The sequence below is a fragment of the Candidatus Pantoea formicae genome, assembly GCF_011752625.1.
In the GTDB taxonomy this organism is placed as follows: Bacteria; Pseudomonadota; Gammaproteobacteria; order Enterobacterales; family Enterobacteriaceae; genus Pantoea; species Pantoea formicae.
Genome location: NZ_VWXD01000012.1, coordinates 1 through 25,313 on the forward strand (window position 1 = coordinate 1; position 25,313 = coordinate 25,313).

The window sequence follows — 25,313 nt, forward strand, 5'->3', positions numbered from 1 at the left end:
TCTGTAAAACGTCATAATGAATTTCATTATGTGTTCACTCGTGAGACTTGATATTTTTTACGTCCGGAGACGCTGATATCAATCCTGCGAGTGCCCACACAGATTGTCTGATAAATTGTTAAAGAGCAGTGCCGCGATTTCTCAAGCGGCGCGGGATGCGTATATTACGCTTTCCGCATTCTCAGTCAAGCATTTATTTTTGCTTTTCTGAAGGTTGCCTTGAAGACCACCTCCTGAACACTTCGCTTCGTAAGCCGTTGTTCCGTGTCAGTGGAGGCGCAGTATAGGGATTTCTTTTTGGCTGACAAGCGCTAAATGCAAATTAAATTCTGAGTGCTGTTTTTTTCGTCGAAACCCCACTAAATCGCCAGTTTTTCCAGCAGCGGAAAGCCATAGCGCTGCAAAACGGGTGATAATTGCACCGCCTCCTCATCCATAAGAGTGCAGAACGCCATATTCTGCCCAGATGAAACGGCATGCGGCGCTTCATGTTCTAATAACCATACTGTGCGGCGCGCAATGGCTGCACCGGAATCCACTAACCGCGTCCCCTCAGGAAGCACCATTTGTAGCTCGTCACGTAATAGAGGGAAGTGTGTACATCCCAGAACCACAGTGTCAGGTGGCTCTTTCATGCGAAGCCAAGGTTGTACAGCACGACGCACATCAGAGAGTGCGACCTCTTCACCATGCAGTTTCGCTTCCGCCAGCTCTACCAGTTCAGCAGAACCCAGCATTTCAATTTTGCACTCGCGCGCAAACTGCGCCACCAGCTCATGTGTATAGGGGCGCTTTACCGTGCCGCGCGTCGCCAGCAACCCCACTACACCATTACGCGTGAGACGCGCAGCAGGTTTAATCGCGGGAACCACGCCGACAACAGGAAATTCGAATCGCTCACGCAGCGCAGGTAATGAGACGGTACTGGCGGAGTTACAGGCAATCACGACGAGGGCAAGTGGGTACCGTTGGGTAATCGCCTCAACCACGGCAACGACACGCTCGACAATAAAGTCTTCGGTTTTTTCGCCGTAGGGAAAACCTTCATTATCGAAGGCATACAGATAGTGAAGATCCGGCAGTAATTGCCGGACTTCATCATAGACGGAGAGCCCACCGACGCCAGAGTCAAACACCAGCACGGTGGGACGCAGATCAGAAGCTGTAGCTGGCGCTGAGGTAGTACTCCGTTCCTGGAGTTGGATAGCCATACGCTGTCTCATAATCTTTATCGAACAGGTTGGCAATTCTACCACGAACGGTGAGTTGTGATGTGACCGGATACGAGACTGCGAGATCTACAGTGCTATAGCTTGGCAAGCGACGCTGGACACTTGAATATTCATTGGTGTTGTTATCGTAACGCTTTCCGTAATACTGGTAGATAACATCAATGTCGAAATCATATACCGTCAAACCCAGCTGATATTTGGCTTGTTCACGCGCACGACGCGCTAATGTTTCACCATCTGAATCGCGACGCGCGTCTAGATAGCCAAGTGTGATCTGATGATGGATAAAACTGGTATCAAAATCAGCTGTGGCTTCAATACCTTTCAGCGTAACGGCTTTTTCATTGTAATAGCCGCCCTCAAATGTGACAGGGTCAGAAGCATAAGTGATCAGATTACTCACTTTATTGTGATAAGCAGCAACACGCCAATTTACGGGGCCCGTTAACCCCTCTAATGCCGCTTCCCACTGTTTGGATTTTTCAGGTGCCAAATCAGGATTAGAACTGATGCCGTAACGTTTTAATCCATATAACTGGCCCAATGTCGGAGCCTGAAAACCTGTGCCATATGACAGAGAAGCTTTATATCCCGGTATAAACTCCCAGCCAGCGGCAGTTTGCCATGTACCGTGACGGCCAAAATCTTCATTGTCATCACCACGGGCTGAACCTTCGAGGGTGACGGTGCCGAATTGCTGCTGTGCTGTCAAATATGCGCCGGTATTGTCTTGCTTATAGCTATCTTGATCTCGCGGAGTCAGGTATTGGCCCACAGAAGTGAGCTTCTGCTGCTGCCAGTCCAAGCCCGCACTGACCATGCCATGAGCTATCGCAAGTGTGTTACCCCATTGCAGATTACGCTGTTCCATGTCGTCAAGACTATTGGAATCCGCATATCGTCCGTCCGTACTGACATAGTTATAGATTTTGTACTTTTGATAACTCGCGATTAGCTGCGATGAATAATCATCTTTGTTGAAGCGGAGGCCTGTATCAAAAGAATGGTTATAAATCTGCTGTTCATCCTGACCGCCAGCATATCCCGCATCATAATCCGAATTAGCGGCATAGCCGTAGCCACGAAAGAAGCCAGAGAACTCTTCATTAAACTGGTGATCGACTCCTGCCCAAAAAGCTTTGTTGCGCCAACCATCGCGATCGCGGTCAACGGGTGAGGTGGAATCCGGCTGAACGTTGTAGCCGTTAGTGGCTTGATATGAACCTGCAATAGTAAGGCGCGTCTGATCGGTAACGTTTTGATTTACGCTACCGCTGTATTCCTGATATCCCTTGGAACCGAAACCTGCGGTAAGCGTGTTCTGATTATTTGGGTTTTGCGTAATAACGTTAACAACCCCACCAATGGCATCTGCACCATAAACGGCTGAGCGCGGTCCACGTATGAACTCCACACGCTGAATGATAGAGACTGGGATTTGGTTAAAATCTGCCACCCCCGTGATGCCTGGCTTAGCAAAAGGCACACCATCGACCAAAATCAAGGTATGTCTTGCTTCAGAGCCTCTTACATACATAGAAGCGCTCTGGCCAATACCACCATTCTGAGCAACATCTACACCCGGTAAACGACGAAGAACTTCAAGCAAGTTCTTCGACTGCCACTGATCTATCTCTTCACGTGTGACCACTGAGGTTGAAGCCAGTACCGATGAAACCGGCTGAGCGAAACGATTAGCGGTAACGATTTGCGTATCATCATCCTGAGCGTAGCCATACGCAGCCCAGAGTGAAAGCGCCGTTGCACTGAAGGCACACAGCGTAGTTTTGCTTTTATTCATTGTTGTAAGCATCCAAAAGACGAAGCAGGATGCCGCAGGCCTACAACCGATAGCACGCGATGGTTGTAGTGATTGCGACGACACACCGGCAGGTCTTCGGGCTGAGAATCATAAATGGTGAAAAACTTCCCATCCCGCAGGACAGTGTTTGTCGAAACGATCACCATGACATTCTTTTACCGCTGCGCGTCAGCTCCAGATTCGCACTGGATTCCCTTTTAACTCAAGGAGGCCGGCTGTCGCAGTCTACGGTTAAGCAGGCCGCGAATCCAGACTGCTCGCCATCATCTTTTCACAGAACTGGACATCAGCAGGTGAATGCCTACAATCGCCCGGCAAGCAGGCTTATTACCAGGATGAACGATGACACCCGAACAACTCCCAATTGAACAATACGACGCGCAACTGGCCGAAAAAGTCAGCCGTTTACAGGCGATGATGTCTCCGTTTGCGGCGCCTGACGTGGAGGTGTTCCGCTCACCGGTCAGCCACTATCGCATGCGCGCCGAATTCCGCATTTGGCATGATGGCGACGATCTGTACCACATCATCTTTGATCAAGAGACCAAGCAGCGCATCCGAGTGGATCAATTCCCTGCGGCGAGCGAATTGATCAATCAGTTGATGCCAAAACTGATCGACGCGATCCGTGATAACCAGGTGCTGCGTTTCAAGCTGTTCCAGATCGACTACCTGTCGACCATGAGCAATCAGATTGTGATCTCGCTGCTTTACCACCGCAAGCTGGAAGCGGAGTGGACAGAAGCCGCCACGATATTGCGTGACAAGCTGCGTGCCGAAGGTATTGATGTGCAGCTGATTGGTCGTGCGACCAAAACCAAAATCTGCCTCGATCGCGATTACGTCGATGAATGCCTGCCTGTAGCGGGCAAAGAGATGATTTACCGTCAGGTAGAAAACAGCTTCACCCAGCCTAATGCAGCGATGAACATTCAGATGCTGGAATGGGCGCTGGATGTGACCAAAGGTTCACGTGGCGATCTGCTGGAGCTGTACTGCGGCAACGGCAACTTCTCGTTGGCGCTGGCGCGTAACTTCCATCGTGTACTGGCAACCGAGATCGCCAAGCCTTCGGTGGCCTCAGCGCAGTACAACATTGCCGCTAACCATATCGATAATGTGCAGATCATCCGTATGGCCGCAGAAGAGTTTACCCAGGCAATGAATGGCGTACGTAGCTTCAACCGCTTAGAAGGTATCGACCTGAAGAGCTATCAGTGCGAGACCATCTTTGTCGATCCGCCACGCAGTGGATTAGATGAGGAAACGGTGAAGATGGTGCAGGCGTATCCGCGCATTCTTTATATCTCCTGCAATCCACAAACCCTGTGCGATAACCTCGCCACGCTGGGTGAAACGCATGAAGTGTCGCGGCTCGCGCTGTTCGACCAGTTCCCATATACCCATCATATGGAATGCGGTGTCTGGCTCACGCGCAAAGCCTAAAACAAAACGGGAACCTCGCGGTTCCCGTTTTTGTATCAGTTTTTACTCTTTGCCCGGCGGAAGCGGGTAGCAATCCAGAACACCAGTGCCACCATTAAAATGGTAGGAATGAAGTTAGAGCCGATATCCGGATACTCAGCACGGACCAGGGCGCTGTACACCAAAATACCCAACAGGAAAAACGCCGCAGCCAGCGAAGGCATGCCATCCGGCATATTTCGATTAAGATAGCGCTGATGCAGGCACCAAGCCGCCAAGCCTAGCGCAATCAGCGGAAATATCGAAAAAGGCACAAACGTACTGAACAGCACCGAAAAGGAGCCGTTGATCGCTAAACCAGTGATAAAAGCCAGTAACAGGGTTCCTTTATCGCGTGGGTTTTGCTCAATCATTTCATTATCCTTATCACATTACTCTTCGGGTTTTTCCAGGGTAACCGCCAGACGTTCCTGCTCCCGGCGATACCAGTAATAAGCGCCTTTGGCGATCATGCGTAATTGCAGCACCAGGCGGTCTTCCAGCTTGCGACGTTGTTCGATATCCACATCCAACGCTTCTGCACCCGCACTGAACACAATCGTGACCATCGCTTCGGCTTGCGCTTCAGTGAAGCTGCGCGGCATGCGATTTTCCAGCTCAAGATAATCGGCTAACTCGGCGATGAAATGTTGAATTTCACGTGCAACGGCGGCACGAAACGCCGCCGATGTTCCGGAGCGCTCGCGTAGTAAGAGACGAAAAGCGTTGGGATTGTTCCCGATAAATTCCATAAAAGTGGAAACCGATGTCTTGATGATGCTGCCGCCCTTGGCGATGCGCTGGCGTGCCTGGCGCATCAACTGGCGTAACATCAGACCACTTTCATCAACCATGGTCAGCCCCAGTTCATCCACATCTTTAAAGTGACGATAAAATGAGGTAGGTGCAATTCCGGCTTCACGCGCAACTTCACGCAAACTCAGGCTGGCAAAACTCCTTTCTGCACTTAACTGACTGAAAGCTGCTTCAATCAGCGTACGTCTTGTACGTTCTTTCTGTTGCGCCCTAACGCCCATTGTTCCGGCCTTTTGATTGATCTGAAGGGCACTATAACAAAATTTTCAGCGTACAGTGGGGCAAACTTGTGAACGTCTGTGAACCTCACGCTTTGTCAAAACTGAGCATTTTTCGCTGTTAGAATTCAGAAGTGCGCGGCGAGATGTTAGAATCTCGTTGTAAAAATGTATAGAAACATAGGACGTACTGGTATGCAAAAGTCTTACGATTACGATGCCATTGTGATTGGCTCCGGTCCGGGCGGCGAAGGTGCGGCAATGGGCCTGGTGAAGCAGGGAGCGCGCATTGCAGTGATCGAACGCTACCATAACATCGGCGGCGGTTGTACTCACTGGGGAACCATCCCTTCAAAAGCCTTGCGTCACGCTGTTAGCCGTATTATCGAGTTCAATCAAAACCCCCTTTATAGCGACCACACCCGACTCCTGCGCTCTTCATTTGCTGACATTCTGAATCACACTGAAAACGTTATTAGCCAGCAAACTGCGATGCGTCAGGGTTTTTATGAGCGCAACCGTTGCGAGCTTTATCAAGGCGATGCGCATTTTGTTGATGCCAACACCATTGAAGTGGAACAACCCGACGGCACCCGCGAGCGTTTAACCGCAGAAAAATTCGTGATTGCATGCGGTTCACGTCCGTACCACCCTGCAGACGTCGACTTTACGCATCCACGTATTTACGACTCCGACTCCATTCTCAACCTGCATCATGAACCCGGCCATGTGATTATTTATGGTGCCGGTGTGATTGGTTGCGAATACGCGTCTATCTTCCGCGGGCTCAACGTCAAAGTAGACCTGATCAACACCCGCGACCGTCTGTTAGCCTTCCTCGACCAGGAAATGTCAGATTCGCTCTCCTATCACTTCTGGAACAGCGGCGTGGTGATTCGTCACAACGAAGAGTTCGAGAAAATCGAAGGTGTCAGCGATGGCGTGATCATGCACCTGAAGTCAGGCAAAAAAGTGAAAGCAGATTGCCTGCTGTATGCCAACGGTCGTACCGGTAACACGGATTCTCTGGCGCTGGAGAATGTGGGACTGGAAGCGGATGGTCGTGGTCTGTTGAAAGTGAACAGCATGTACCAGACTGCCCAGCCGCACATTTATGCCGTGGGTGACGTGATTGGTTATCCGAGCCTGGCTTCAGCCGCTTACGATCAGGGCCGCATTGCTGCACAAGCGATCATCAAAGGTGAAGCCTCCGCCCATCTGATCGAAGATATTCCTACCGGGATTTATACCATTCCAGAGATCAGCTCGGTGGGCAAAACTGAGCAGCAGCTGACCGCGATGAAAGTACCTTATGAAGTGGGTCGTGCGCAGTTTAAACATCTGGCGCGTGCCCAGATTGTGGGGATGCACGTGGGAAGCCTGAAGATTCTTTTCCACCGCGAAACCAAAGAGATTTTGGGCATCCACTGCTTTGGCGAGCGTGCGGCAGAGATTATTCACATCGGCCAGGCCATTATGGAGCAGAAGAACGGCGGCAACACGATTGAATATTTCGTGAATACCACCTTCAACTATCCCACCATGGCTGAGGCCTACCGCGTGGCCGCGTTAAACGGTTTAAACCGCCTGTTTTAATGTGGTGTCCAGATAACCCTTCATATGGGTTTTGATTGCTTCTGCCAGCTGCTCATAGCGGCTGCGCAGAGGTGATCCTGGGCGATAAACCAAGGCAATCGTGCGTTGTGGAACCGGCTTGTAACACGGCAAATAACACACGCCATCACGAACACGCTCGTTTGGCACCGCCAGTGAAGGCAGTAAAGTAATCCCGCTTCCCGCCGCCACCATATTGCGCAGCGTTTCCAGGCTGGTCGCACGGAAATGCGTGTCTTCATCAGCGCCCGCTTCGAAGCAGAAGCCCATTGCCTGATCGCGCAAGCAGTGACCATCTTCCAACATCAGCAGTTTTTCACCGGCCAGATCAGACATCGGGACGCGATCACGATCGTGCCATGGGTGATCCTGATAAACCGCCAGCTTCATCGGCTCGTCAAACAGCGGCACCTCAATAAAGGCTTCGCTCTCTTTGACCAGCGCCAGGATGGCGCAATCCAACTTGCCACTGTCGAGCTGTGCCAGCAATTGCTGTGTCTGCGCTTCATGCAGGTACATTTCGAGTTTGGGGAACGTTTGATGCAGCATCGGAATGATATGCGGCAGCAGATACGGACCGGTGGTAGGAATCAGACCAATATGCAGTGGTCCTGACATCGCTTCACCCTGCTGACTCGCCATCTCTTTCAGCACTTTGACTTCACGCAGCACGGTTCGCGCCTGATCCACCAGCAACAGTCCAGCCTGAGTAAATAACACCTTACGGCTGGTACGTTCCAGCAGCATCACACCCAGTTCATCTTCCAGCTTACGAATCTGTCCACTTAAGGTGGGTTGGCTGACATGACAGGCGTCAGCTGCACGCCGGAAATGGCGATGCTCCGCAAGCGAAACCAGATACTCCAGATCACGAATGTTCATTGATATCCTCCAAACCACGATAGCCCGTGGCGATAGATAGAATAGCAATGAACGATTAGCCCTATCAAGCAGTGAACAGGAATAATACCGGCCATACGAAGCAATGTTGAATAAGAAGCTGAGATGACATAGAGCATCACCTGCAAACAGCTTAGAAAATCAGTGTGTTGGCCGGGAGTGCCAGCGCTTGATGATGTGCCTATAACAAAAGTATTTCTGAAGCTAGAGGTTGGCGGGCTGCCGAACAGGAAGCCCGCTTTTTTTTACGCCAGGCGCTTTTTCGCTTCAGCGATGGCAAACGCCACCTGCTGTGGTGACACGCCACCTTGCGCATTACGCTTGTCGAGGCAAGATTGCAGCGACAGGATCGGATAGACATCATCTTCAATCACAGCACTAAACTGCTTAAGCTGCGCCAGGCTTAACGCTTCCAGCGCCACGCCCTGCTTGATCGCCTCAACCACGGTTTCACCAACAATGTGGTGCGCCTCACGGAAAGGAACCCCTTTGGCGACCAGATAATCCGCCAGTTCGGTGGAGTTGGCGTAACCCTGCTCGGCCGCTTCCTGGCAACGTGGGCGTTTCACCTGAATGCCATCCAGCACCAGTACCGACATGTGCAAACAGTCGACCCAGGTATCAAGCGCATCGAACAGCCCCTCTTTGTCTTCCTGCATATCTTTGTTGTAGGCCAGCGGCAGACCTTTCAGCGTCATCATCATGCCGGTCAGTGCGCCCTGCACACGGCCACATTTACCGCGAATCAGTTCCAGTGCATCTGGGTTCTTTTTCTGCGGCATCAGTGATGAGCCTGACGTCACTTTGTCCGACAGCTCGAGGAAACCTGCCTCACCGGTGTTGAAGAAGATCAGGTCTTCAGCGAAACGTGAGAGGTGAATCATGCCGATTGAGGCATCAGACAGCAGTTCCAGCACGTGGTCACGATCAGACACGGTATCAAGGCTGTTACGTGTGGCAGACGCGAAGCCTAACCAGCCGGCCAGCTGCTGGCGGTCAATCTCATATGCAGTTCCGGCCAGTGCACCACAGCCCAGCGGGCTCACATCTAAGCGCTTCAGCGTATCCTGTAGACGGCTCTCATCACGTGCCAGCATCTCGACATACGCCAGACACCAGTGTGCAAAGGTCACCGGCTGCGCACGTTGCAGGTGCGTGTAGCCTGGCATCACTGCATCCTGATTAGCTTCTGCGGTAGCAACCAGCGCAGATTGCAGCTCGCGCGTCGCATCCAGCAATACTGCAACCTGCTCTTTGCACCACAATTTCAGATCGGTAGCGACCTGGTCATTACGGCTACGGCCGGTGTGCAGTTTTTTACCCAGTGCACCCACTTTGTCGATCAGCTTTCCTTCTACCCAGCTGTGAATATCTTCCGCATCGCTTTGCAGAATCTGCTCTGGATTAGCGCGTACTTCTGCCAGCAGTTCATTCAATGCCGCTTCCAGTTGCTGTTGCTCATCACTGCTCAGCACGTTGACGGTCACCAGCGCTTTCGACCACGCCACTGAACCGATGATGTCCTGCTCCGCCAGACGATAGTCAAAACGCAGTGAATCGTTGAACTGTTTGAACCGTTGGTCTGCTGCCTGCGAAAAACGTCCGCCCCAAAGTGCCATCTGCATTACTCCTGAATCTGGTTAAACAAAGGGCGGCTCGAGGCCGCCCTTGCAAAAAATGTTACCTGCTGCGGTCTTACTTCTTCTGCTCGTTCAGCGCACGGATGCGTGAAGAGAGAGAGAACAGACGAATGAAGCCGCCCGCATGGCTGTGATCGTACACTTCGTCTTCGCCGAAGGTGGCGAACTCTTCTGAGTACAGGCTGTTCGCCGAGGTTTTCTGAATCGCAGTAGCGTGGCCTTTATACAGCTGCAGCACCACTTCGCCATTCACCTCTTCTGCCAGTGATTCGGCAGCGGCCTGGATAGATTTACGCAGCGGCGCGAACCAGCGACCGTCGTAAACCACGTAAGACATTTCATGGCCCAGCTGCTCACGCCATTTGAAGCTATCACGATCCAGTACCAGCTGTTCAACCGCACGCAGCGCGTTGACCATGATGGTGCCGCCAGGAGTTTCATAGCAGCCGCGAGATTTGATACCGACCAGACGGTTTTCCACGATGTCGATACGGCCCACGCCGTGTTTCGCACCCAGCACGTTCAGTTTTTCCAGGCACTGGAACGGGCTCAGCTTCTCGCCGTTTACCGCCACCACACGACCTTTCTCAACGGTCACGGTGACGTTCTCAGGCTGATCTGGCGCTTCCAGTGGATCAACGGTCCACACCCAGCAATCTTTGTTCGGTGCGTTCGCTGGGCTTTCCAGCACGCCACCTTCAGTAGAGATGTGCCACGCGTTCTCATCACGGCTGTAGATTTTTTCCAGTGATGCGGTGGTCGGGATGTTACGCACTTTCAGGTAATCCAGCAGCGCTTCACGTGAACGCAGATCCCACTCACGCCATGGCGCAACCACTTTCAGCTGTGGCGCCAGCGCGGTATAGGTGGTTTCGAAACGCACCTGGTCATTACCTTTACCAGTCGCACCGTGGCACAGCGCGTCTGCACCCACTTTCAGCGCCAGTTCAACCTGCGCTTTCGCGATGATAGGACGAGCCATTGAGGTGCCCAGCAGGTAAGTGCCTTCGTACAGTGCGCCAGTCTGCAAGACCGGGTAAACGTATTCACTGATGAACTCTTCACGCAGGTCAGCAACGTGACACTCAGAAGCACCAGACTGCAGCGCTTTCTTCTCAACGCCTTCCAGATCGGCTGGGTCCTGGCCAATGTTGGCCACGAAAGCGACCACTTCACAGCCGCCGTAGTTCTCTTTCAACCATGGAATGATGGCTGAAGTATCCAGGCCGCCTGAATAGGCCAGAACGATTTTTTTGATGTTTTGCGTGCTCATGTCTTAAATCCTTGATTATGCGAGAATCCGGGTGCCAATCGACACGCCGTTGAAAAGGGTTGGCAGCTGTTCAGCATGGCGCCAGCTAGCAATATCGACCGGACGACCCAGCGTACGGGCCGCATCCAGCGCGGCATTCACTTTCACGATCATGCCATCGGTAATGATGCCTTGGGCGATCAGCTGTTCGGCTTTCTCTGCGGTCATTTCTTCAATGCGCTGACCCTTACCATCGAGAATACCGCTCACATCAGACAACAGCACTAAATCTGCACCGATAGTGGATGCCAGTGCGGTTGCAGCCTGGTCAGCGTTGACGTTCATCAACTCACCGCCGTCGGTAATACCAATCGAGCTGATCACCGGCATATATCCGGCACTCAGTAAGGTGTTCACCAGCGCAGGATTGCCCGGAGTGGCATTGCCCACATGGCCGAGTTCTTCGTCGAACTGCGCCACATTCACCAAGCCTGCATCGCCCAGGCACAAGCCCACTGCACCAATGCCGTATTTCTTCGCCCATGCCAGCAACGTTTTGTTCGCGGTGCCCGCTAAAGCACCGGTAATAATGTCAATCTGATCGGCCGGCGTCACGCGTAAACCGTTCTTCTTTTTCACCGGCAGTGCGAGCTTCTTCATCAACTCGTCAACCAGGCAGCCGCCGCCGTGAACAATGATCAGCGGACGCTGATACTCATTGCGGTAGGCCAGCAGCGCATCAAACAGACGGGCCAGCGCTTCTTCGCTATCCAGCAGTACGCCGCCCAGCTTAATGATCAATGGATTCATTGCAGTTTCCGTCCGTTAAATCAGTGACAGCGTTTCGGGGAAGCCGAAACGAATGTTTAAACACTGAACCGCCTGTGAAGAGGCGCCTTTCAGCAGGTTATCTTCCGCAGCGACCACAATCAGATGCTCACCCTGCATTGCAAAGCCGATATCGCAGAATGGTTGGCCGACCACCGCTTTCAGTGCAGGTACACCCTTGTCATACACGCGCACCAAGGGTTTGTCGTGGTAGGCCTTATGGAAGGCATCCGCCACATCTTGCTGCGTCACGCCTGCTTTCAGGCGGCAGGTGGTGGTGGACAGAATTCCGCGTGGGAAGCTGCCCAGATGCGGGGTGAAGATCACGGGCGTACCGAGATGCGCCACGATTTCAGGATGATGGCGATGATTGAACAGGCCATAAGGCTGCAGGCTCACTTCACAGAAGCTGGTGCCAACATTGGCTTTACGCCCTGCGCCGCTCACGCCGCTGGTCGCATTGATCACCGGCCATTGTGCATCGTTAAGCAAACCGGCTTCAACCAGCGGCTTCAATGACAATTGTGCGGCCGTTGGGTAGCAACCCGGCACAGCAACCAGCTGTGCATCTTTAATTTTGTCGTGCTGCCATTCGGCCAAGCCATAGACGGCTTTATCCAGCCAATCCTGATGTTGATGGCTGAAACCATAATATTGGGTATAGAAGGCATCGTCGTTGACGCGGAAAGCACCGGAAAGATCGAAAACGACACAGCCCGCTTTGAGGAATTCAGGCGCCAGATCGTGGCTCACTTCATGGGCGGTACACAGGAACACCACATCGACTTTATCGGCCCATTCGGCGGCATCGCTCAGCGGCTGCAGAGGCATATCCACAATGCCTTTGAGCTGCGGATGCAAATCCGACAGTAATTTTCCGGCATCCGGGCTTTGCGCTGAAACCGCCAAAGCGGTTATGTTCATATGCGGATGGCGATTCAGGTAGGTGGCAAGCTCTACGCCAGCATAACCACTGGCACCAACGATCAGCGTATTCAACATCAGGCTGTATACCTTATTACAGTCACACGTTCCGGGTCGCGGCCTTGCCCCGTTGCCCACGATGCCGTTTGCAGAAGATATCATCCTTCACAAGCAAGCGACGTTATTGTATTTTTATTCACTATTAATGCATGAATATTGATACATCCTAACCCAAGGACCGTCAACAGTGAAGACAAAATTACCACCTTTTATCGAACTCTACCGCCAGCTGATTGCCACACCATCGATCAGCGCCACCGACAGCGCGATGGATCAGAGCAATGAAACTTTAATCAATTTGCTGGCGGGCTGGTTCCGCGATTTGGGCTTCAGTGTCGAGGTGCAACCTGTACCGGGCACACGCCACAAATTCAACATGCTGGCACGCAGCGGATTGGGTGCGGGTGGCCTGCTGCTGGCCGGTCATACCGACACCGTTCCTTATGATGATGGCCGCTGGACGCGCGATCCCTTCACCCTGACTGAACACGACAACAAGCTTTACGGTTTGGGTACGGCGGATATGAAAGGCTTCTTTGCTTTTATTCTGGATGCACTGCGTGACGTTGACGTGACCAAACTCAGCAAGCCGCTGTATATTCTCGCCACCGCCGACGAAGAAACGACCATGGCCGGTGCGAAATATTTTTCAGAAACCACCCAGCTGCGCCCGGATTGCGCCATCATCGGTGAGCCAACCTCATTGAAACCCGTGCGTGCGCACAAAGGCCACCTGTCACATGCCATCCGTATTCAGGGCCAGTCCGGTCACTCCAGCGATCCCGCGCGCGGAGTGAACGCCATTGAATTGATGCATGAGTCGATTACTCACTTGATGCAGCTGCGTAACACGTTGAAAGAGCGTTACAACCACGATGGTTTCGCGATCCCCTATCCGACCATGAACTTTGGCCACATTCACGGTGGCGATGCGGCGAACCGTATTTGCGCCTGCTGCGAATTACATATGGATATTCGTCCGCTGCCGGGTTTAACCCTGAGCGATCTGGATGGTCTGCTGAACGAAGCGCTGGCGCCAGTGAGTGAGCGTTGGCCGGGGCGTTTAACGGTTGGAGAGCTGCATCCACCGATTCCTGGCTATGAATGCCCTGCGGATCATGAGTTGGTAAAAGTGGTGGAGAAACTGCTGGGTGTGCCGACTGAAGTGGTGAACTATTGCACCGAAGCGCCTTTTATCCAGCAATTGTGTCCAACCCTGGTATTAGGACCGGGATCGATCAATCAAGCCCACCAACCTGATGAGTTTATTGATACCGCATTTATTAAGCCAACTCATGCGCTTATCACGCAGGTTGTTCAGCATTTTTGTCGCTGATGAATAATGGATGGGGCAATTCACTGTTAAAACAGCAAATTGCCCCGTCATTGTTCGGGAATTGATAATAAGAATAACTTATCTCGCTTCCTCCCAAGTTAATTCTATGAATTTCCGTGAGTTAGCAGCGAATTATTGTCAATTTAAGTCAATTGACGAACAGTAAGAACCGTGGCTAGATAAAAGACGATGTTATGCCCGTTGGGTGTAAGGGTACTTTAAAGACGATAAGGGTGTCAGGGTCAAATGAACGAACAATATTCCGCAATGCGAAGTAATGTCAGTATGCTCGGCAAACTGCTCGGGGATACGATTAAGGATGCACTGGGAGAGAACATTCTCGACAAGGTGGAGACGATCCGTAAGCTCTCTAAGTCATCCCGCGCAGGCAATGACACCGATCGTAAGGAACTGCTGAACACGCTGCAAAACCTGTCTAATGACGAGTTACTGCCTGTTGCGCGTGCTTTTAGCCAGTTCCTCAACCTGACCAACGTGGCCGAACAGTACCAAACCATTTCCCGCAGCGGCGAGGGTGCAAATAACCCTGAGCTTCTGAAAAAAACCTTTGAGCACCTCAAACAGCAAGGCGATCTGAGCGAAGCGGCCATCCGCCAAGCGATTGAATCACTGTCGCTGGAGCTGGTGCTTACCGCGCACCCAACCGAAATTACGCGCCGTACGCTGATCCACATGCTGGGCGAAGTTAACAGCTGCTTACAGCAACTCGATCACAGCGATATCTCCGATTATGAGCGCACGCAGATCATGCGCCGCTTACGTCAACTAGTGGCACAAGCCTGGCATACTGATGAAATCCGTAAGTATCGCCCAACGCCGATTGATGAAGCCAAATGGGGCTTTGCCGTGGTTGAAAACAGCCTGTGGCAAGGCGTGCCTGCTTTCCTGCGTGAGCTGAACGAGCAAGTCGAAGAGACCTTTGGCATCAAACTGCCTGTGGATTTTGTGCCGGTACAATTCACCTCATGGATGGGCGGTGACCGCGACGGTAACCCGAACGTCACTGCGCCGATCACGCGCCACGCGATGCAACTGAGCCGCTGGAAAGCCGCCGATCTGTTCCTGCGCGATGTCAGTGTGCTGATCTCAGAGCTGTCGATGGCAGAATGCAACGACGAAGTCCGTGAACTCTGTGGCGATCCTGAAGCCATGGAACCTTATCGCATGATCCTCAAGCGCATCCGCAGCCAGCTGATGACCACGCAAGCCTATCTGGGCCGTCGTTTGAAAGGCGAGCGCCTGCCGCGTCCAGTGGATCTGCTGGTCTCCAACGATCAGCTGTGGCAGCCGTTGTTCGCTATCTACCAATCGCTGCAACAGTGCGGCATGGGCATTGTCGCCAACGGTCAATTGCTGGATACGTTGCGCCGCGTGAAGTGCTTTGGTGTGCCGCTGGTGCGCATCGATATTCGTCAGGAGAGCACACGTCATACCGAAGCCATTGCTGAAGTCACGCGTTACCTCGGCCTCGGTGATTATGAAAGCTGGTCAGAAGCCGATAAGCAGGCATTCCTGATCCGTGAACTGAATTCCAAGCGTCCGCTGCTGCCACATCAATGGGAGCCAAGCGACAATACCCGTGAAGTGTTGGATACCTGTAAAGTGGTGGCCGAAGCGCCACAAGGTTCCATCGCTTCCTACGTGATTTCGATGGCCAAAACGCCATCAGACGTGCTGGCGGTACATCTGCTGCTGAAAGAAGCGGGCATTCCTTATGCAATGCCTGTCGCACCGCTGTTCGAAACGCTTGACGATTTGAACAATGCCAATGACGTGATGACGCAGTTGCTGAATATCGACTGGTATCGCGGCTTCATTAACGGCAAACAGATGGTGATGATTGGTTATTCCGACTCAGCGAAAGATGCCGGTGTGATGGCGGCGAGCTGGGCGCAATACGAAGCACAAGATGCGCTGATCAAAACCTGTGAAAAAGCGGGCATTACCCTGACGCTGTTCCACGGACGCGGGGGTTCAATTGGCCGTGGCGGCGCACCTGCGCACGCAGCACTGCTGTCACAACCGCCGGGCAGCCTGAAAGGCGGCCTGCGCGTGACCGAACAGGGCGAGATGATTCGCTTCAAGTACGGTTTGCCAGAAGTCACCATCGCCAGCTTGTCTCTTTATACCGGCGCAATTCTCGAAGCCAACCTGATGCCACCGCCAGAGCCTAAGCGCGAGTGGAAAGAGATCATGAACGGTCTGTCTGCCCATTCCTGCGCCATGTATCGCGGTTATGTGCGTGAAAACCCGGACTTCGTGCCGTACTTCCGTTCGGCAACGCCAGAGCAAGAGCTGGGCAAATTGCCGCTCGGTTCGCGCCCGGCGAAGCGTCGTCCAACCGGCGGTGTTGAATCACTGCGCGCGATTCCATGGATCTTCGCCTGGACACAGAACCGCCTGATGCTGCCCGCCTGGCTGGGTGCCGGTGCGGCATTGCAGAAAGCGATGGATGAAGGTCATCAGAATCAGTTGGAAGCAATGTGCAGTGAGTGGCCGTTCTTCGCCACGCGTCTTGGCATGCTGGAGATGGTGTTCTCGAAAGCCGACCTGTGGTTGGCGGAATACTACGATCAGCGTCTGGTGGATAAATCATTGTGGCCGCTGGGCCAGCAGCTGCGCGATCAACTGGCTGCCGATATTAAAGCGGTGCTGACCATCGCCAACGATGCGCACTTAATGGCTGACCAGCCATGGATCGCCGAATCCATCGCCTTGCGTAACGTTTACACCGATCCGCTCAACGTGTTGCAGGCTGAACTGCTGCATCGTGCGCGTGCGCAGGAAGCGCGTGGTGATGAGCCAGATGCGCGTGTTGAACAAGCGCTGATGGTGACGATTGCGGGTGTTGCTGCGGGTATGCGTAATACGGGCTAGTTGCGGAAAACGCTAATCATGAAGGGGCCAATGTGCCCCTTTTCTTTGGGCGGTGCGCGTCGCGGGAAGAGGCGACAAATTACGTAAAGTCGCTGTCTCGTCCCTGATCGCTCGGCGGGCGCCATCCATGGCGCTCGACGCTTTACTCCATTTGCCGCCTCTTCCCACTATGTAAGCCAGTGCCCATAAAAAAGAGGGCGCATTGGCCCTCTTCTTCGTGATTCCATTTCAGATAATCAGGCCGAGGCAGGCGGACGCACACCCAGCGTGTGGCAGATGGCATAACTTAGCTCTGCACGGTTCAACGTATAGAAGTGGAAATCCTTCACCCCTTCACGTGACAGGATTTTCACCATGTCCATCGCAATATTAGCGCCCACCATTTTGCGCGTTTCTGGATCGTTATCCAGACCTTCGAACATCGCGTTCATCCAACCCGGTACACGCACATTGGTCATGGTGGCGAAGCGCTGCAGCTGTTTGAAGTTCGATACTGGCAGAATCCCCGGCACGATTTCTACATCAATGCCTGCCGCCACACAGCGGTCACGAAAGCGCAGGTAACTTTCTACGTCGAAGAAAAACTGCGTAATGGCGCGGTTAGCACCAGCATCGACTTTACGTTTGAGGTTAATCAGGTCAGCTTGCGCACTTTTCGCTTCTGGATGCACTTCCGGATAAGCCGCCACGGAGATATCGAAATCGCCTACTTCTTTAAGCAATTCAACTAAATCAGCGCCGTACATCTCAGGCTTGCCGCTACCCGGTGGCAAATCGCCGCGCAGGGCCACGATGTGACGGATACCGTTATCCCAGTAATCACGCGCGATGGTGCGTAACTCATCAGGTGTTGCATCGATGCAGGTCAGATGCGGAGCCGCTTCCAGACCGGTGCGCTCTTTAATACCTTTGATGATGCTGTGCGTACGGTCGCGCTCGCCCGAGTTCGCACCGTATGTCACGGAAAGGAATTTCGGTTTCAGGATGCTCAGTCGGTCGATTGAACTCCACAGGGTTTCTTCCATTTCACTGGTGCGCGGCGGGAAAAATTCAAAAGAGACATTAATTTGCCCGTTCAGCTCAGCCAGGCTTTGGTTCAACGCTTCGCGCTGATTGGCGTGAAAGAAACTCATCCAGATTACCTCGTCATCACATATTGATTAACTTGCGGCCTGCGAACATCCATACGTTTAGACGTCCAGACGCACAAAATGAACGATTATTGGTTTAGCGTCAACTTAAAATTAATGTACAGCCGTGACAAAGATTCAATCAACATGAACGAGTTTCATGACAGGAAAGGCAGATAAAATGCAGACGGCGAATGCCGTCTGCAAGAGGGTGCGGTTACAGCAGTTGTGCCAGACGGTTAATATCGGATTGCAGCGCACCGGCGGTCACATCGCGGCCTGCGCCAGGCCCACGAATCACTAGCGGGTTATCACGATACCAACGGCTCTCGATAGCAAAGACGTTATCGCACGGCAAAAGTGATGCGAGCGGATGTTCCGGACGCACCGCTTCTACACCGACACGTGCTTTGCCATTCGCATCAAAACGTGCCACATAACGCAGCACCAGGCCCATCTCTTGGGCCGCTTCGTAACGTTCGAGCATCTGCGTATTCAGCTCGTCGGCATTCTCGAAGAAATGGTCGATCGACTCATCTTCACAATCTGAAGGCACCAACGACTCAACACGCACCTGATCCGGTTCAATGTCATAACCCGCTTCACGCGCCAGAATCACCAGTTTACGCATCACGTCCTGGCCCGATAAATCCACGCGCGGGTCTGGCTCGGTGAGGCCTTGCTGCCACGCCTGATCCACCAGCTCACTGAACGGCACCGTGCCATCAAACTGCAGGAACAGCCATGACAGTGTGCCGGAGAAAATGCCACTGATGGCCAGAATGCTGTCGCCACTTTCACGTAAATCGCGCACCGTATGATTCACGGGTAATCCCGCACCGACAGTGGCGTTGTACAGCCAGTGGCGCCCGGTTTTCGCAAACGCATCACGAATTTGACGCCAGCTCTGGCTGCTTGAGGCACCCGCCACTTTGTTTGCGCTGATGACATGGAAACCGTGGCTGGCGAAATCAAGATACTGTTGCGCCAGTGGCGCGCTGGCGGTCACGTCCAGCACCACCAAATCATCAAACGGATGCGCGCGCATCCACAAGAACAGCGACTCTTCATCGCGCGCTTCAGCTTCGTCGTCAAAGAAAGCCAACGCACGGCTAGCATCCACCCCTTCATAGCTCAGTAGGCTACGGCTGCTGTCTACTACGCCCGCCAACACATATTCAAAACCGGTACGCGCCGACAATCCTTCCTGTTCACGCGCAAACAGCTCCAGCCAGCGTGAACCGATATTGCCTTTGCCGAACAGCATTAAGCCAATACGTTTTTCCGCTCGGAACAGTGACTGATGCAGTCCCTGAATCAAATGCTGTGTTGGGCCAACGCGCAGTACAGCCACGATGCTGATGTGGTCTTCAGATTGCCAGACAAACTCCACTGGCTGGTCTTTGATTTGCTGCCAAAAGCGATGGCTGTGCAATGGATTACGCGTCACGCCTGCGCCGACGAGAGCCACCAACGCTAAGCCATCGCGCAATTGCAGATGGCCCGGCAGCGCAGCGTCCTGCAACAGACTGAATGCGCTGTTCACCACTTCGGAGGTGTAACAGAGTTGCAGCAGACGGCGGTCAGGATGGACGCCTATAGCCAGCGGACGCAGTTGCGCCCGCTTCAACAGCAGATCGATCTCTTTCTGCTGCGTTTTAAAATCGTGGTTTTCTGGAACCTGAATCTCTACCAGACACACATCGTCGTGGCTGGTCACAATACGCGCACCCGTGCCCGAAGCCAGCACGCGTTCAATGCGCGTGGAGCCTTGCTCGGGTTGGTAACTGCAACGCAATTGCAGATCGATATCGCTGTTGGAGACGGGTTGTAGCGTGCGGGTATGCAGCACCGGTGCAGCCAGACGCGCCAGTTCACTGGCTTCATCGAGACGCAACAGCGGCAAAAGACAGGCGTCAGAAACCTTGCGGGGATCGGCGCTGTAAACACCCGCCACATCACTCCAGATCGTCACACGACCCACACCCGCCAACGCACCGATCTGAGTGGCGGAGTAATCCGAACCATTACGGCCTAACAGCACGGTTTCACCCGCGTCGCTACGGCTGATAAATCCTGTCACGACCAAACGCTTATGCGGATGCTGTGCCAAGAGCGCCTGCAGCAGTGGCCAGGATTTCCCCTCATCAACCTGTGGCTGGGCAGCACGCTCGGCACGCAGAAAATCACGTGCATCTAACCATGCCGCTTCAATATCACGCTGGCTCAATACCGCAGCCATTAGTCGCGCCGACCAGATTTCACCGTGCCCCACCACTTCGGCATAAACGGCATCCGAAATGACGCCATCAAGCAATACTGCCAGCCGCTCCAGATCGCGAATAAATGCGGCTGTCAGTGTCTCAGCAAATTCAGCAGGCAATAACGCAGCGATCAGCTCGCTGTGATAGCGCCGTAAAGCTTGTTGCACCTGATGCGCAGATAAGCGATCGCTTTGACTCAGCTTGAGCCAGCTAATCAGCTGATTGGTGGTGCTGCCTGCGGCAGAGACCACCATTAAATCGCCTGGCTGGCTGTAATCCGCCATGATGCTGGCGACGCGTTGATAGCAACGGGCATCGGCCAGGCTACTGCCACCAAATTTATGCAACTGCTTGTTAGGCGTTCCCGCGCCTGCTGAACTCGTCATGCTTACTCCTCGGCTGCGATCCGGAATGCATTATCCAGATCGGCGATTAAATCTTCGTGATCTTCAATTCCGACAGAAATACGCAACAGCGTTTCCGAAATACCCGCTGCCGCACGCGCTTCCGCAGACATGCCTGCGTGCGTCATCGTGGCAGTGTGCGAAATCAGACTCTCAACGCCACCCAGCGATTCTGCCAGGGTGAACAGCTGCAGCGCTTTCAGGAAGCGGCGCAGACGTGCTTCATCAGCGTCGAGTTCAAAGCTGAGCATCGCACCAAAGCCACGTTGTTGACGCACCGCATACTCATGTCCGGCATTTTCCGGCAGAGACGGATGATACAGTTTTTTGACCAGCGGTTGTTGCTTTAGGTAATCAACAATCGCCAGCGCATTGCGTTGTGCTGCCGCCATACGCGGAGCCAGCGTGCGCAAACCACGCAGCAGCAGGTAGCTATCAAACGCTGCGCCGGTTACACCAATATTATTGGCCCACCAGGCAAGTTCCGTCGCCATGGCTGGGTCTTTAGAAATCACCGTTCCTGCCACTACATCAGAGTGACCATTAAGGTATTTGGTACAGGAGTGGAGCACCAGATCGGCACCCAGCGCCAGCGGATTTTGCAATGCCGGGCTCAGGAAGGTGTTATCCACCACACTGATGGCTCCCGCTTCACGTACCGCCTGGCAAATGCCGGCGATGTCCACCACGCGCAGCAGCGGGTTGCTTGGGCTTTCGACTAACACCAGCTTGGGTTTCTCCGCCAGTGCCGCCGCCAGTGCCACCTTGTCACCCTGATCGACAAACTTCACGCGATAGGCACCGCGCTTGTTCATGCTATCGAACAAGCGATAGCTGCCGCCGTAACAGTCATGTGGGGCTACCAGCAAATCGCCCGGCTTCAGGAACACAGTGGTCACCAGATGAATCGCTGACATCCCGGTGTTAGTCAGTACCGCACCTGCACCACCTTCCAGCTCCGCCAGCGCGCGCTGTACCACATCACGCGTGGGATTCCCACGGCGTGAATAGTCATGTGCACGTGGCTCATTAAAATCGAGGAAGTTATAGGTGCTGGAGAGATGAATCGGTGGGACAACGCAGCCATATTGCTCGTCATCATTCAAACCGCTGCGCACTGCGATGGTTGCCTGTTTACGCGTCATGGTGCTTACTGTTCCTGAAGAGTAATAAGAAGTGGCAACAGAATAACATTCAGCTCATAGACGTCAATACATCTGGACATCTAAATGTCTTTGCGTATAGATTGAGCAAACGACCAATACCCGCTAAAATTACGCGTCATCGCCTGGTGTTCAGCGCGCTTTCCTGTGAAAAGCGATGTTTAAGCATAAAACCGGCAGTATGAGCGGTCAGGCATCGAAAAATCGGGCATAATCAACGGATTTCCCCATATTCAACTTTTATTGATTAAGGTAACCCATGGCTGAATGGAACGGCGAATATATCAGCCCTTACGCTGAACACGGTAAGAAGAGCGAGCAGGTTAAGAAGATTACAGTTTCTATCCCGCTGAAAGTGCTGAAAATTTTAACGGATGAGCGTACCCGCCGTCAGGTGAATAACCTGCGTCACGCCACGAATAGCGAACTGCTGTGTGAAGCCTTTTTGCATGCTTTCACCGGGCAGCCTCTGCCGAATGATGTCGATCTGCGCAAAGAACGCAGTGATGAAATTCCAGAAGAAGCCAAACAGATTATGCGTGAGATGGGCATCGATCCCGACACTTGGGAATACTGAGTCCAGAAACAAAAAAACCCAGCCGAGGCTGGGTTTTTTCTTACTGCCGAGTCCGAAGATTCGACGGCGAATAATCTTATTTCTTGCTGGTTGGCACGCTGAAACGCTTGTTGAAGCGATCAACACGACCACCAGAGTCAACAACACGCTGCTTACCAGTGTAGAACGGGTGGCATTTGCCGCACACGTCCAGGTTCAGGGTACCAGTCATGGTTGAACGGGTGTTGATCACGTTGCCGCAAGAGCAAGTGATGGTCACAGCTTCGTATTTCGGGTGAATACCTTGTTTCATGGGAGAACCTCATAAAAGGCCGTGTCGCTCTCCGTGCCAGGCGAACCTGCACAGCACCACACGCGGTTGAACAATTAAGTGTATCTTTGACGAGTCTTCTCATCAAAGGCGGCATAGTATACAGAAATTGACCAGCCCTGGCAAATCGTAGCCAGTCATACCCGGCAGTGATATCAGCGTGTACACTACTTCTCCTTATTACAGAATCGGATAGAGATCGACATGCCCGTTGTTCAGGTTGCCCTGCCCGTTCCGCTGCCTCGCTTGTTCGACTACTTGCTGCCCGCCGATGCGCCGCAGCCCGTCGTCGGCGCGCGCGTCAGTGTTCCGTTTGGCAACCGTAAAATGATTGGCATTGTGGTGAAGCATCAGGAAAGCAGCGATCTGCCTGTGGCGCAGTTGAAGCAGCTTGAGAGCGTGCTGGACGATCAAAGCCTGTTCTCCCCCGCTTTGTGGCGCATCCTCAACTGGGCGGCTGGTTATTATCACTCTCCGCTGGGTGAAGTGCTGAACCATGCCTTACCGGTGCTGCTGCGTCAGGGAAAACCGGCCCAGGAAGCACCGCTTTGGCAATGGGTGGTCAACGAAACCGGACGCGAAGTGGCGATGGAGAGCCTAAAGCGTGCGCCAAAGCAGCAACAAGCACTGGCCGCCTTGCGCCAGCAGCCCCTTTATCGCCATCAGGTGAGCGAACAAGACCTGACCGACGCGGCACTGCAATCGCTGAGAGCCAAAGGTTTATGTGATTTGCGCGAACACGCGCCGCAGATGCATGACTGGCGCACCACTTTCGCCGTGAAGGGCGATCGTCTACGTCTCAATACCGATCAGGCGATGGCGGTGGGCGCAATTCGGAGCGAAGACGACAGCTATGCTGCATGGCTTCTGGCCGGTATTACGGGCTCGGGTAAAACCGAGGTCTATCTCAGCGTCTTAGAGAACGTGCTGGCACGAGGTAAACAAGCGCTGGTGTTGGTTCCAGAAATCGGTCTGACACCACAAACCATCGCTCGCTTCCGCGAACGCTTTGATGCCCCCATCGATGTGCTGCACTCCGCACTCAATGACAGCGAACGCCTGGCGGTATGGTTACGCGCGCGTAGCGGCGAAACGGCCATTGTCATCGGAACACGTTCCGCCTTGTTCACGCCGCTGGCACGTCCGGGCGTGATCATTATTGATGAAGAGCACGACAGCTCATACAAGCAGCAGGAAGGATGGCGTTATCAGGCACGTGACTTAGCCGTGTTCCGCGCCCATGAAGAGAACATTCCCATCGTTATGGGTTCCGCCACCCCTGCGCTGGAAACCCTGCACAATGTCCGCGTCGGAAAATATCGTCAGCTCAATCTCACCAAACGTGCCGGTAACGCCAAACCCGCACTGCAGCAGCTCATCGATCTCAAGGGCCAGCAGCTGAAAGGCGGTCTTGCGCCTGCGCTGTTGGGTAAAATGCGTCAGCACTTACAGGCCGACAATCAGGTACTGCTATTCCTGAACCGCCGTGGATTCTCACCGGCCTTAATGTGCCATGACTGCGGTTGGTTAGCAGAATGCCAGCGCTGCGACAGTTACTACACGCTGCACCAGCATCATCGCCAGTTGCGCTGCCACCATTGCGACAGCCAGCGACCGCTGCCCAATCAGTGTCCGAATTGCGGCTCCACACATCTGATGCCGGTGGGCGTGGGCACCGAACAGTTGGAACAGCAGCTCAGTACCCTCTTCCCCGGCGTCCCGGTGTCGCGTATTGACCGCGATACCACCAGCCGTAAAGGCGCGTTGGAGCAGCATCTGGCTGATGTCCATCGCGGCGGCGCACGCATTCTGGTGGGCACGCAGATGCTGGCCAAAGGCCATCATTTCCCTGATGTCACGCTGGTATCGCTGCTGGATGTGGATGGCGCCTTGTTCTCCGCTGATTTCCGTGCTGCCGAGCGCTTTGCTCAGCTATACACCCAAGTGGCGGGCCGTGCGGGACGTGCAGGCAAACAGGGCGAAGTGCTGCTGCAAACCCACCACCCAGAGCACCCGTTATTGCAGACACTGCTGCATCGCGGTTATTTCGCTTTTGCTGAAGAAACGCTGCTGGAGCGGCAGTCCGTCCAACTTCCGCCCTGGACAAACCATGCACTGTTCCGCGCTGAGGACATGGACAACGCCCAGGCAGCTGAATTCCTGACGCAATTGCGCAATTTGCTGGAAGCCAGCCCGTTAAAAGATGAAGCCATGTGGCTGATGGGGCCGGTGCCGGCACTGGCCCCCAAAAGAAGTGGACGCTGGCGCTGGCAACTGCTGTTGCAGCATCCTTCACGCAAACGCCTGCAACAGCTGCTCAGCAGTTCGTTACCTCTGATTGCCACCTTGCCGGCTGCGCGCAAAGTCAAATGGACGTTGGATATCGATCCCACCGAGAGCTAAGCCGCTCTGCATCTGCGAGCCAGATCGAAAAAAGTCGCACAAGTCACAATTTTTATGC

Annotated in this window: 19 protein-coding genes and 1 riboswitch; of the genes, 6 read left to right on the top strand and 13 right to left on the bottom strand. The window is 53.5% G+C overall.

What is annotated here, in order from left to right:
• Positions 1 to 359: 359 nt before the first annotated feature.
• Both murI and btuB read right to left on the bottom strand, forming a co-directional pair.
• Complete coding sequence (murI, locus tag F3J38_RS23085; RefSeq protein ID WP_167142559.1) at positions 360 to 1,211, bottom strand: glutamate racemase; 852 nt, start codon at positions 1,209 to 1,211, stop codon at positions 360 to 362.
• Positions 1,156 to 3,033, bottom strand: coding sequence for a TonB-dependent vitamin B12 receptor BtuB (btuB, locus tag F3J38_RS23090; RefSeq protein WP_167142561.1), 1,878 nt, complete (start codon positions 3,031 to 3,033; stop codon positions 1,156 to 1,158). The genes murI and btuB overlap by 56 nt, the downstream gene beginning before the upstream one ends.
• A 70-nt stretch (positions 3,034 to 3,103) precedes the next feature.
• A riboswitch (cobalamin riboswitch) is annotated at positions 3,104 to 3,284 on the bottom strand.
• A 112-nt stretch (positions 3,285 to 3,396) separates the two neighbouring features.
• On the opposite strand from btuB, the gene trmA reads away from it, so the two are divergent.
• Positions 3,397 to 4,500: a tRNA (uridine(54)-C5)-methyltransferase TrmA gene (gene trmA / locus F3J38_RS23095; protein WP_167142563.1), complete on the top strand. Its 1,104-nt coding sequence runs from the start codon at positions 3,397 to 3,399 to the stop codon at positions 4,498 to 4,500.
• 35 nt (positions 4,501 to 4,535) lie between these two features.
• Here trmA and F3J38_RS23100 read toward each other — a convergent pair whose 3' ends face one another.
• On the bottom strand, positions 4,536 to 4,892 hold the full coding sequence (locus F3J38_RS23100) for a YijD family membrane protein (RefSeq protein WP_084935616.1): 357 nt from the start codon (positions 4,890 to 4,892) through the stop codon (positions 4,536 to 4,538).
• A gap of 18 nt (positions 4,893 to 4,910) precedes the next feature.
• A complete protein-coding gene (fabR, locus tag F3J38_RS23105; RefSeq protein WP_034823706.1) occupies positions 4,911 to 5,555 on the bottom strand; it encodes an HTH-type transcriptional repressor FabR in 645 nt (214 codons plus the stop codon).
• A gap of 192 nt (positions 5,556 to 5,747) precedes the next feature.
• On the opposite strand from fabR, the gene sthA reads away from it, so the two are divergent.
• Entirely contained in the window at positions 5,748 to 7,148 is a 1,401-nt protein-coding gene (gene sthA / locus F3J38_RS23110) for a Si-specific NAD(P)(+) transhydrogenase (RefSeq protein WP_084935617.1), read from the top strand.
• Here sthA and oxyR read toward each other — a convergent pair.
• The 5 genes from oxyR to argC form a co-directional block, all read right to left on the bottom strand.
• The gene (gene oxyR, locus F3J38_RS23115) at positions 7,131 to 8,048 is read right to left on the bottom strand and encodes a DNA-binding transcriptional regulator OxyR (RefSeq protein WP_167142565.1); all 918 of its coding nucleotides are present in this window, start codon (positions 8,046 to 8,048) and stop codon (positions 7,131 to 7,133) included. The genes sthA and oxyR overlap by 18 nt on opposite strands.
• A 263-nt stretch (positions 8,049 to 8,311) precedes the next feature.
• Complete coding sequence (gene argH / locus F3J38_RS23120) at positions 8,312 to 9,685, bottom strand: argininosuccinate lyase (RefSeq protein WP_167142567.1); 1,374 nt, start codon at positions 9,683 to 9,685, stop codon at positions 8,312 to 8,314.
• A gap of 76 nt (positions 9,686 to 9,761) precedes the next feature.
• The gene (locus F3J38_RS23125) at positions 9,762 to 10,979 is read right to left on the bottom strand and encodes an argininosuccinate synthase (protein ID WP_038644110.1); all 1,218 of its coding nucleotides are present in this window, start codon (positions 10,977 to 10,979) and stop codon (positions 9,762 to 9,764) included.
• A 15-nt stretch (positions 10,980 to 10,994) separates the two neighbouring features.
• Positions 10,995 to 11,768 (bottom strand): acetylglutamate kinase, encoded by a 774-nt coding sequence (gene argB / locus F3J38_RS23130; RefSeq protein WP_167142569.1) that lies wholly within the window; start codon positions 11,766 to 11,768, stop codon positions 10,995 to 10,997.
• Positions 11,769 to 11,783: 15 nt separating this feature from the next.
• Positions 11,784 to 12,788 (bottom strand): N-acetyl-gamma-glutamyl-phosphate reductase, encoded by a 1,005-nt coding sequence (gene argC, locus F3J38_RS23135; RefSeq protein ID WP_167142571.1) that lies wholly within the window; start codon positions 12,786 to 12,788, stop codon positions 11,784 to 11,786.
• Between the two features lie 169 nt (positions 12,789 to 12,957).
• Between argC and argE the strand changes: the two genes are divergently transcribed.
• Complete coding sequence (argE, locus tag F3J38_RS23140; protein ID WP_167142573.1) at positions 12,958 to 14,106, top strand: acetylornithine deacetylase; 1,149 nt, start codon at positions 12,958 to 12,960, stop codon at positions 14,104 to 14,106.
• A 246-nt stretch (positions 14,107 to 14,352) separates the two neighbouring features.
• On the top strand, positions 14,353 to 17,004 hold the full coding sequence (gene ppc, locus F3J38_RS23145) for a phosphoenolpyruvate carboxylase (protein WP_167142575.1): 2,652 nt from the start codon (positions 14,353 to 14,355) through the stop codon (positions 17,002 to 17,004).
• A 236-nt stretch (positions 17,005 to 17,240) separates the two neighbouring features.
• Here the strand turns inward: ppc and metF are convergent, their stop codons facing one another.
• From metF to metB, 3 genes are all read right to left on the bottom strand, one after another.
• Entirely contained in the window at positions 17,241 to 18,137 is an 897-nt protein-coding gene (metF, locus tag F3J38_RS23150) for a methylenetetrahydrofolate reductase (protein WP_167142577.1), read from the bottom strand.
• 214 nt (positions 18,138 to 18,351) lie between these two features.
• Positions 18,352 to 20,784, bottom strand: coding sequence for a bifunctional aspartate kinase/homoserine dehydrogenase II (locus F3J38_RS23155; protein ID WP_167142579.1), 2,433 nt, complete (start codon positions 20,782 to 20,784; stop codon positions 18,352 to 18,354).
• A gap of 2 nt (positions 20,785 to 20,786) precedes the next feature.
• Positions 20,787 to 21,947 (bottom strand): cystathionine gamma-synthase, encoded by a 1,161-nt coding sequence (metB, locus tag F3J38_RS23160; RefSeq protein ID WP_167142582.1) that lies wholly within the window; start codon positions 21,945 to 21,947, stop codon positions 20,787 to 20,789.
• 277 nt (positions 21,948 to 22,224) lie between these two features.
• Between metB and metJ the strand changes: the two genes are divergently transcribed.
• Complete coding sequence (metJ, locus tag F3J38_RS23165) at positions 22,225 to 22,542, top strand: met regulon transcriptional regulator MetJ (RefSeq protein ID WP_034823729.1); 318 nt, start codon at positions 22,225 to 22,227, stop codon at positions 22,540 to 22,542.
• Positions 22,543 to 22,618: 76 nt separating this feature from the next.
• Here the strand turns inward: metJ and rpmE are convergent, their stop codons facing one another.
• Entirely contained in the window at positions 22,619 to 22,834 is a 216-nt protein-coding gene (gene rpmE / locus F3J38_RS23170) for a 50S ribosomal protein L31 (RefSeq protein WP_167142584.1), read from the bottom strand.
• Positions 22,835 to 23,056: 222 nt separating this feature from the next.
• Between rpmE and priA the strand changes: the two genes are divergently transcribed.
• Positions 23,057 to 25,255: a primosomal protein N' gene (priA, locus tag F3J38_RS23175; RefSeq protein ID WP_167142587.1), complete on the top strand. Its 2,199-nt coding sequence runs from the start codon at positions 23,057 to 23,059 to the stop codon at positions 25,253 to 25,255.
• The last annotated feature ends 58 nt before the right edge of the window (positions 25,256 to 25,313 follow it).

Excerpts from the sequence above, each read along its gene's own strand:
- ppc (WP_167142575.1), top strand. The coding sequence starts at position 14,353 with ATGAACGAACAATATTCCGCAATGCGAAGTAATGTCAGTATGCTCGGC.
- btuB (WP_167142561.1), bottom strand. The coding sequence starts at position 3,033 with ATGAATAAAAGCAAAACTACGCTGTGTGCCTTCAGTGCAACGGCGCTT.
- metB (WP_167142582.1), bottom strand. The coding sequence starts at position 21,947 with ATGACGCGTAAACAGGCAACCATCGCAGTGCGCAGCGGTTTGAATGAT.
- trmA (WP_167142563.1), top strand. The coding sequence starts at position 3,397 with ATGACACCCGAACAACTCCCAATTGAACAATACGACGCGCAACTGGCC.
- murI (WP_167142559.1), bottom strand. The coding sequence starts at position 1,211 with ATGGCTATCCAACTCCAGGAACGGAGTACTACCTCAGCGCCAGCTACA.
- F3J38_RS23125 (WP_038644110.1), bottom strand. The coding sequence starts at position 10,979 with ATGAGCACGCAAAACATCAAAAAAATCGTTCTGGCCTATTCAGGCGGC.
- fabR (WP_034823706.1), bottom strand. The coding sequence starts at position 5,555 with ATGGGCGTTAGGGCGCAACAGAAAGAACGTACAAGACGTACGCTGATT.
- argC (WP_167142571.1), bottom strand. The coding sequence starts at position 12,788 with ATGTTGAATACGCTGATCGTTGGTGCCAGTGGTTATGCTGGCGTAGAG.
- argH (WP_167142567.1), bottom strand. The coding sequence starts at position 9,685 with ATGGCACTTTGGGGCGGACGTTTTTCGCAGGCAGCAGACCAACGGTTC.
- priA (WP_167142587.1), top strand. The coding sequence starts at position 23,057 with ATGCCCGTTGTTCAGGTTGCCCTGCCCGTTCCGCTGCCTCGCTTGTTC.
- rpmE (WP_167142584.1), bottom strand. The coding sequence starts at position 22,834 with ATGAAACAAGGTATTCACCCGAAATACGAAGCTGTGACCATCACTTGC.
- F3J38_RS23155 (WP_167142579.1), bottom strand. The coding sequence starts at position 20,784 with ATGACGAGTTCAGCAGGCGCGGGAACGCCTAACAAGCAGTTGCATAAA.
- metF (WP_167142577.1), bottom strand. The coding sequence starts at position 18,137 with ATGAGTTTCTTTCACGCCAATCAGCGCGAAGCGTTGAACCAAAGCCTG.
- metJ (WP_034823729.1), top strand. The coding sequence starts at position 22,225 with ATGGCTGAATGGAACGGCGAATATATCAGCCCTTACGCTGAACACGGT.
- F3J38_RS23100 (WP_084935616.1), bottom strand. The coding sequence starts at position 4,892 with ATGATTGAGCAAAACCCACGCGATAAAGGAACCCTGTTACTGGCTTTT.
- oxyR (WP_167142565.1), bottom strand. The coding sequence starts at position 8,048 with ATGAACATTCGTGATCTGGAGTATCTGGTTTCGCTTGCGGAGCATCGC.
- argB (WP_167142569.1), bottom strand. The coding sequence starts at position 11,768 with ATGAATCCATTGATCATTAAGCTGGGCGGCGTACTGCTGGATAGCGAA.
- sthA (WP_084935617.1), top strand. The coding sequence starts at position 5,748 with ATGCAAAAGTCTTACGATTACGATGCCATTGTGATTGGCTCCGGTCCG.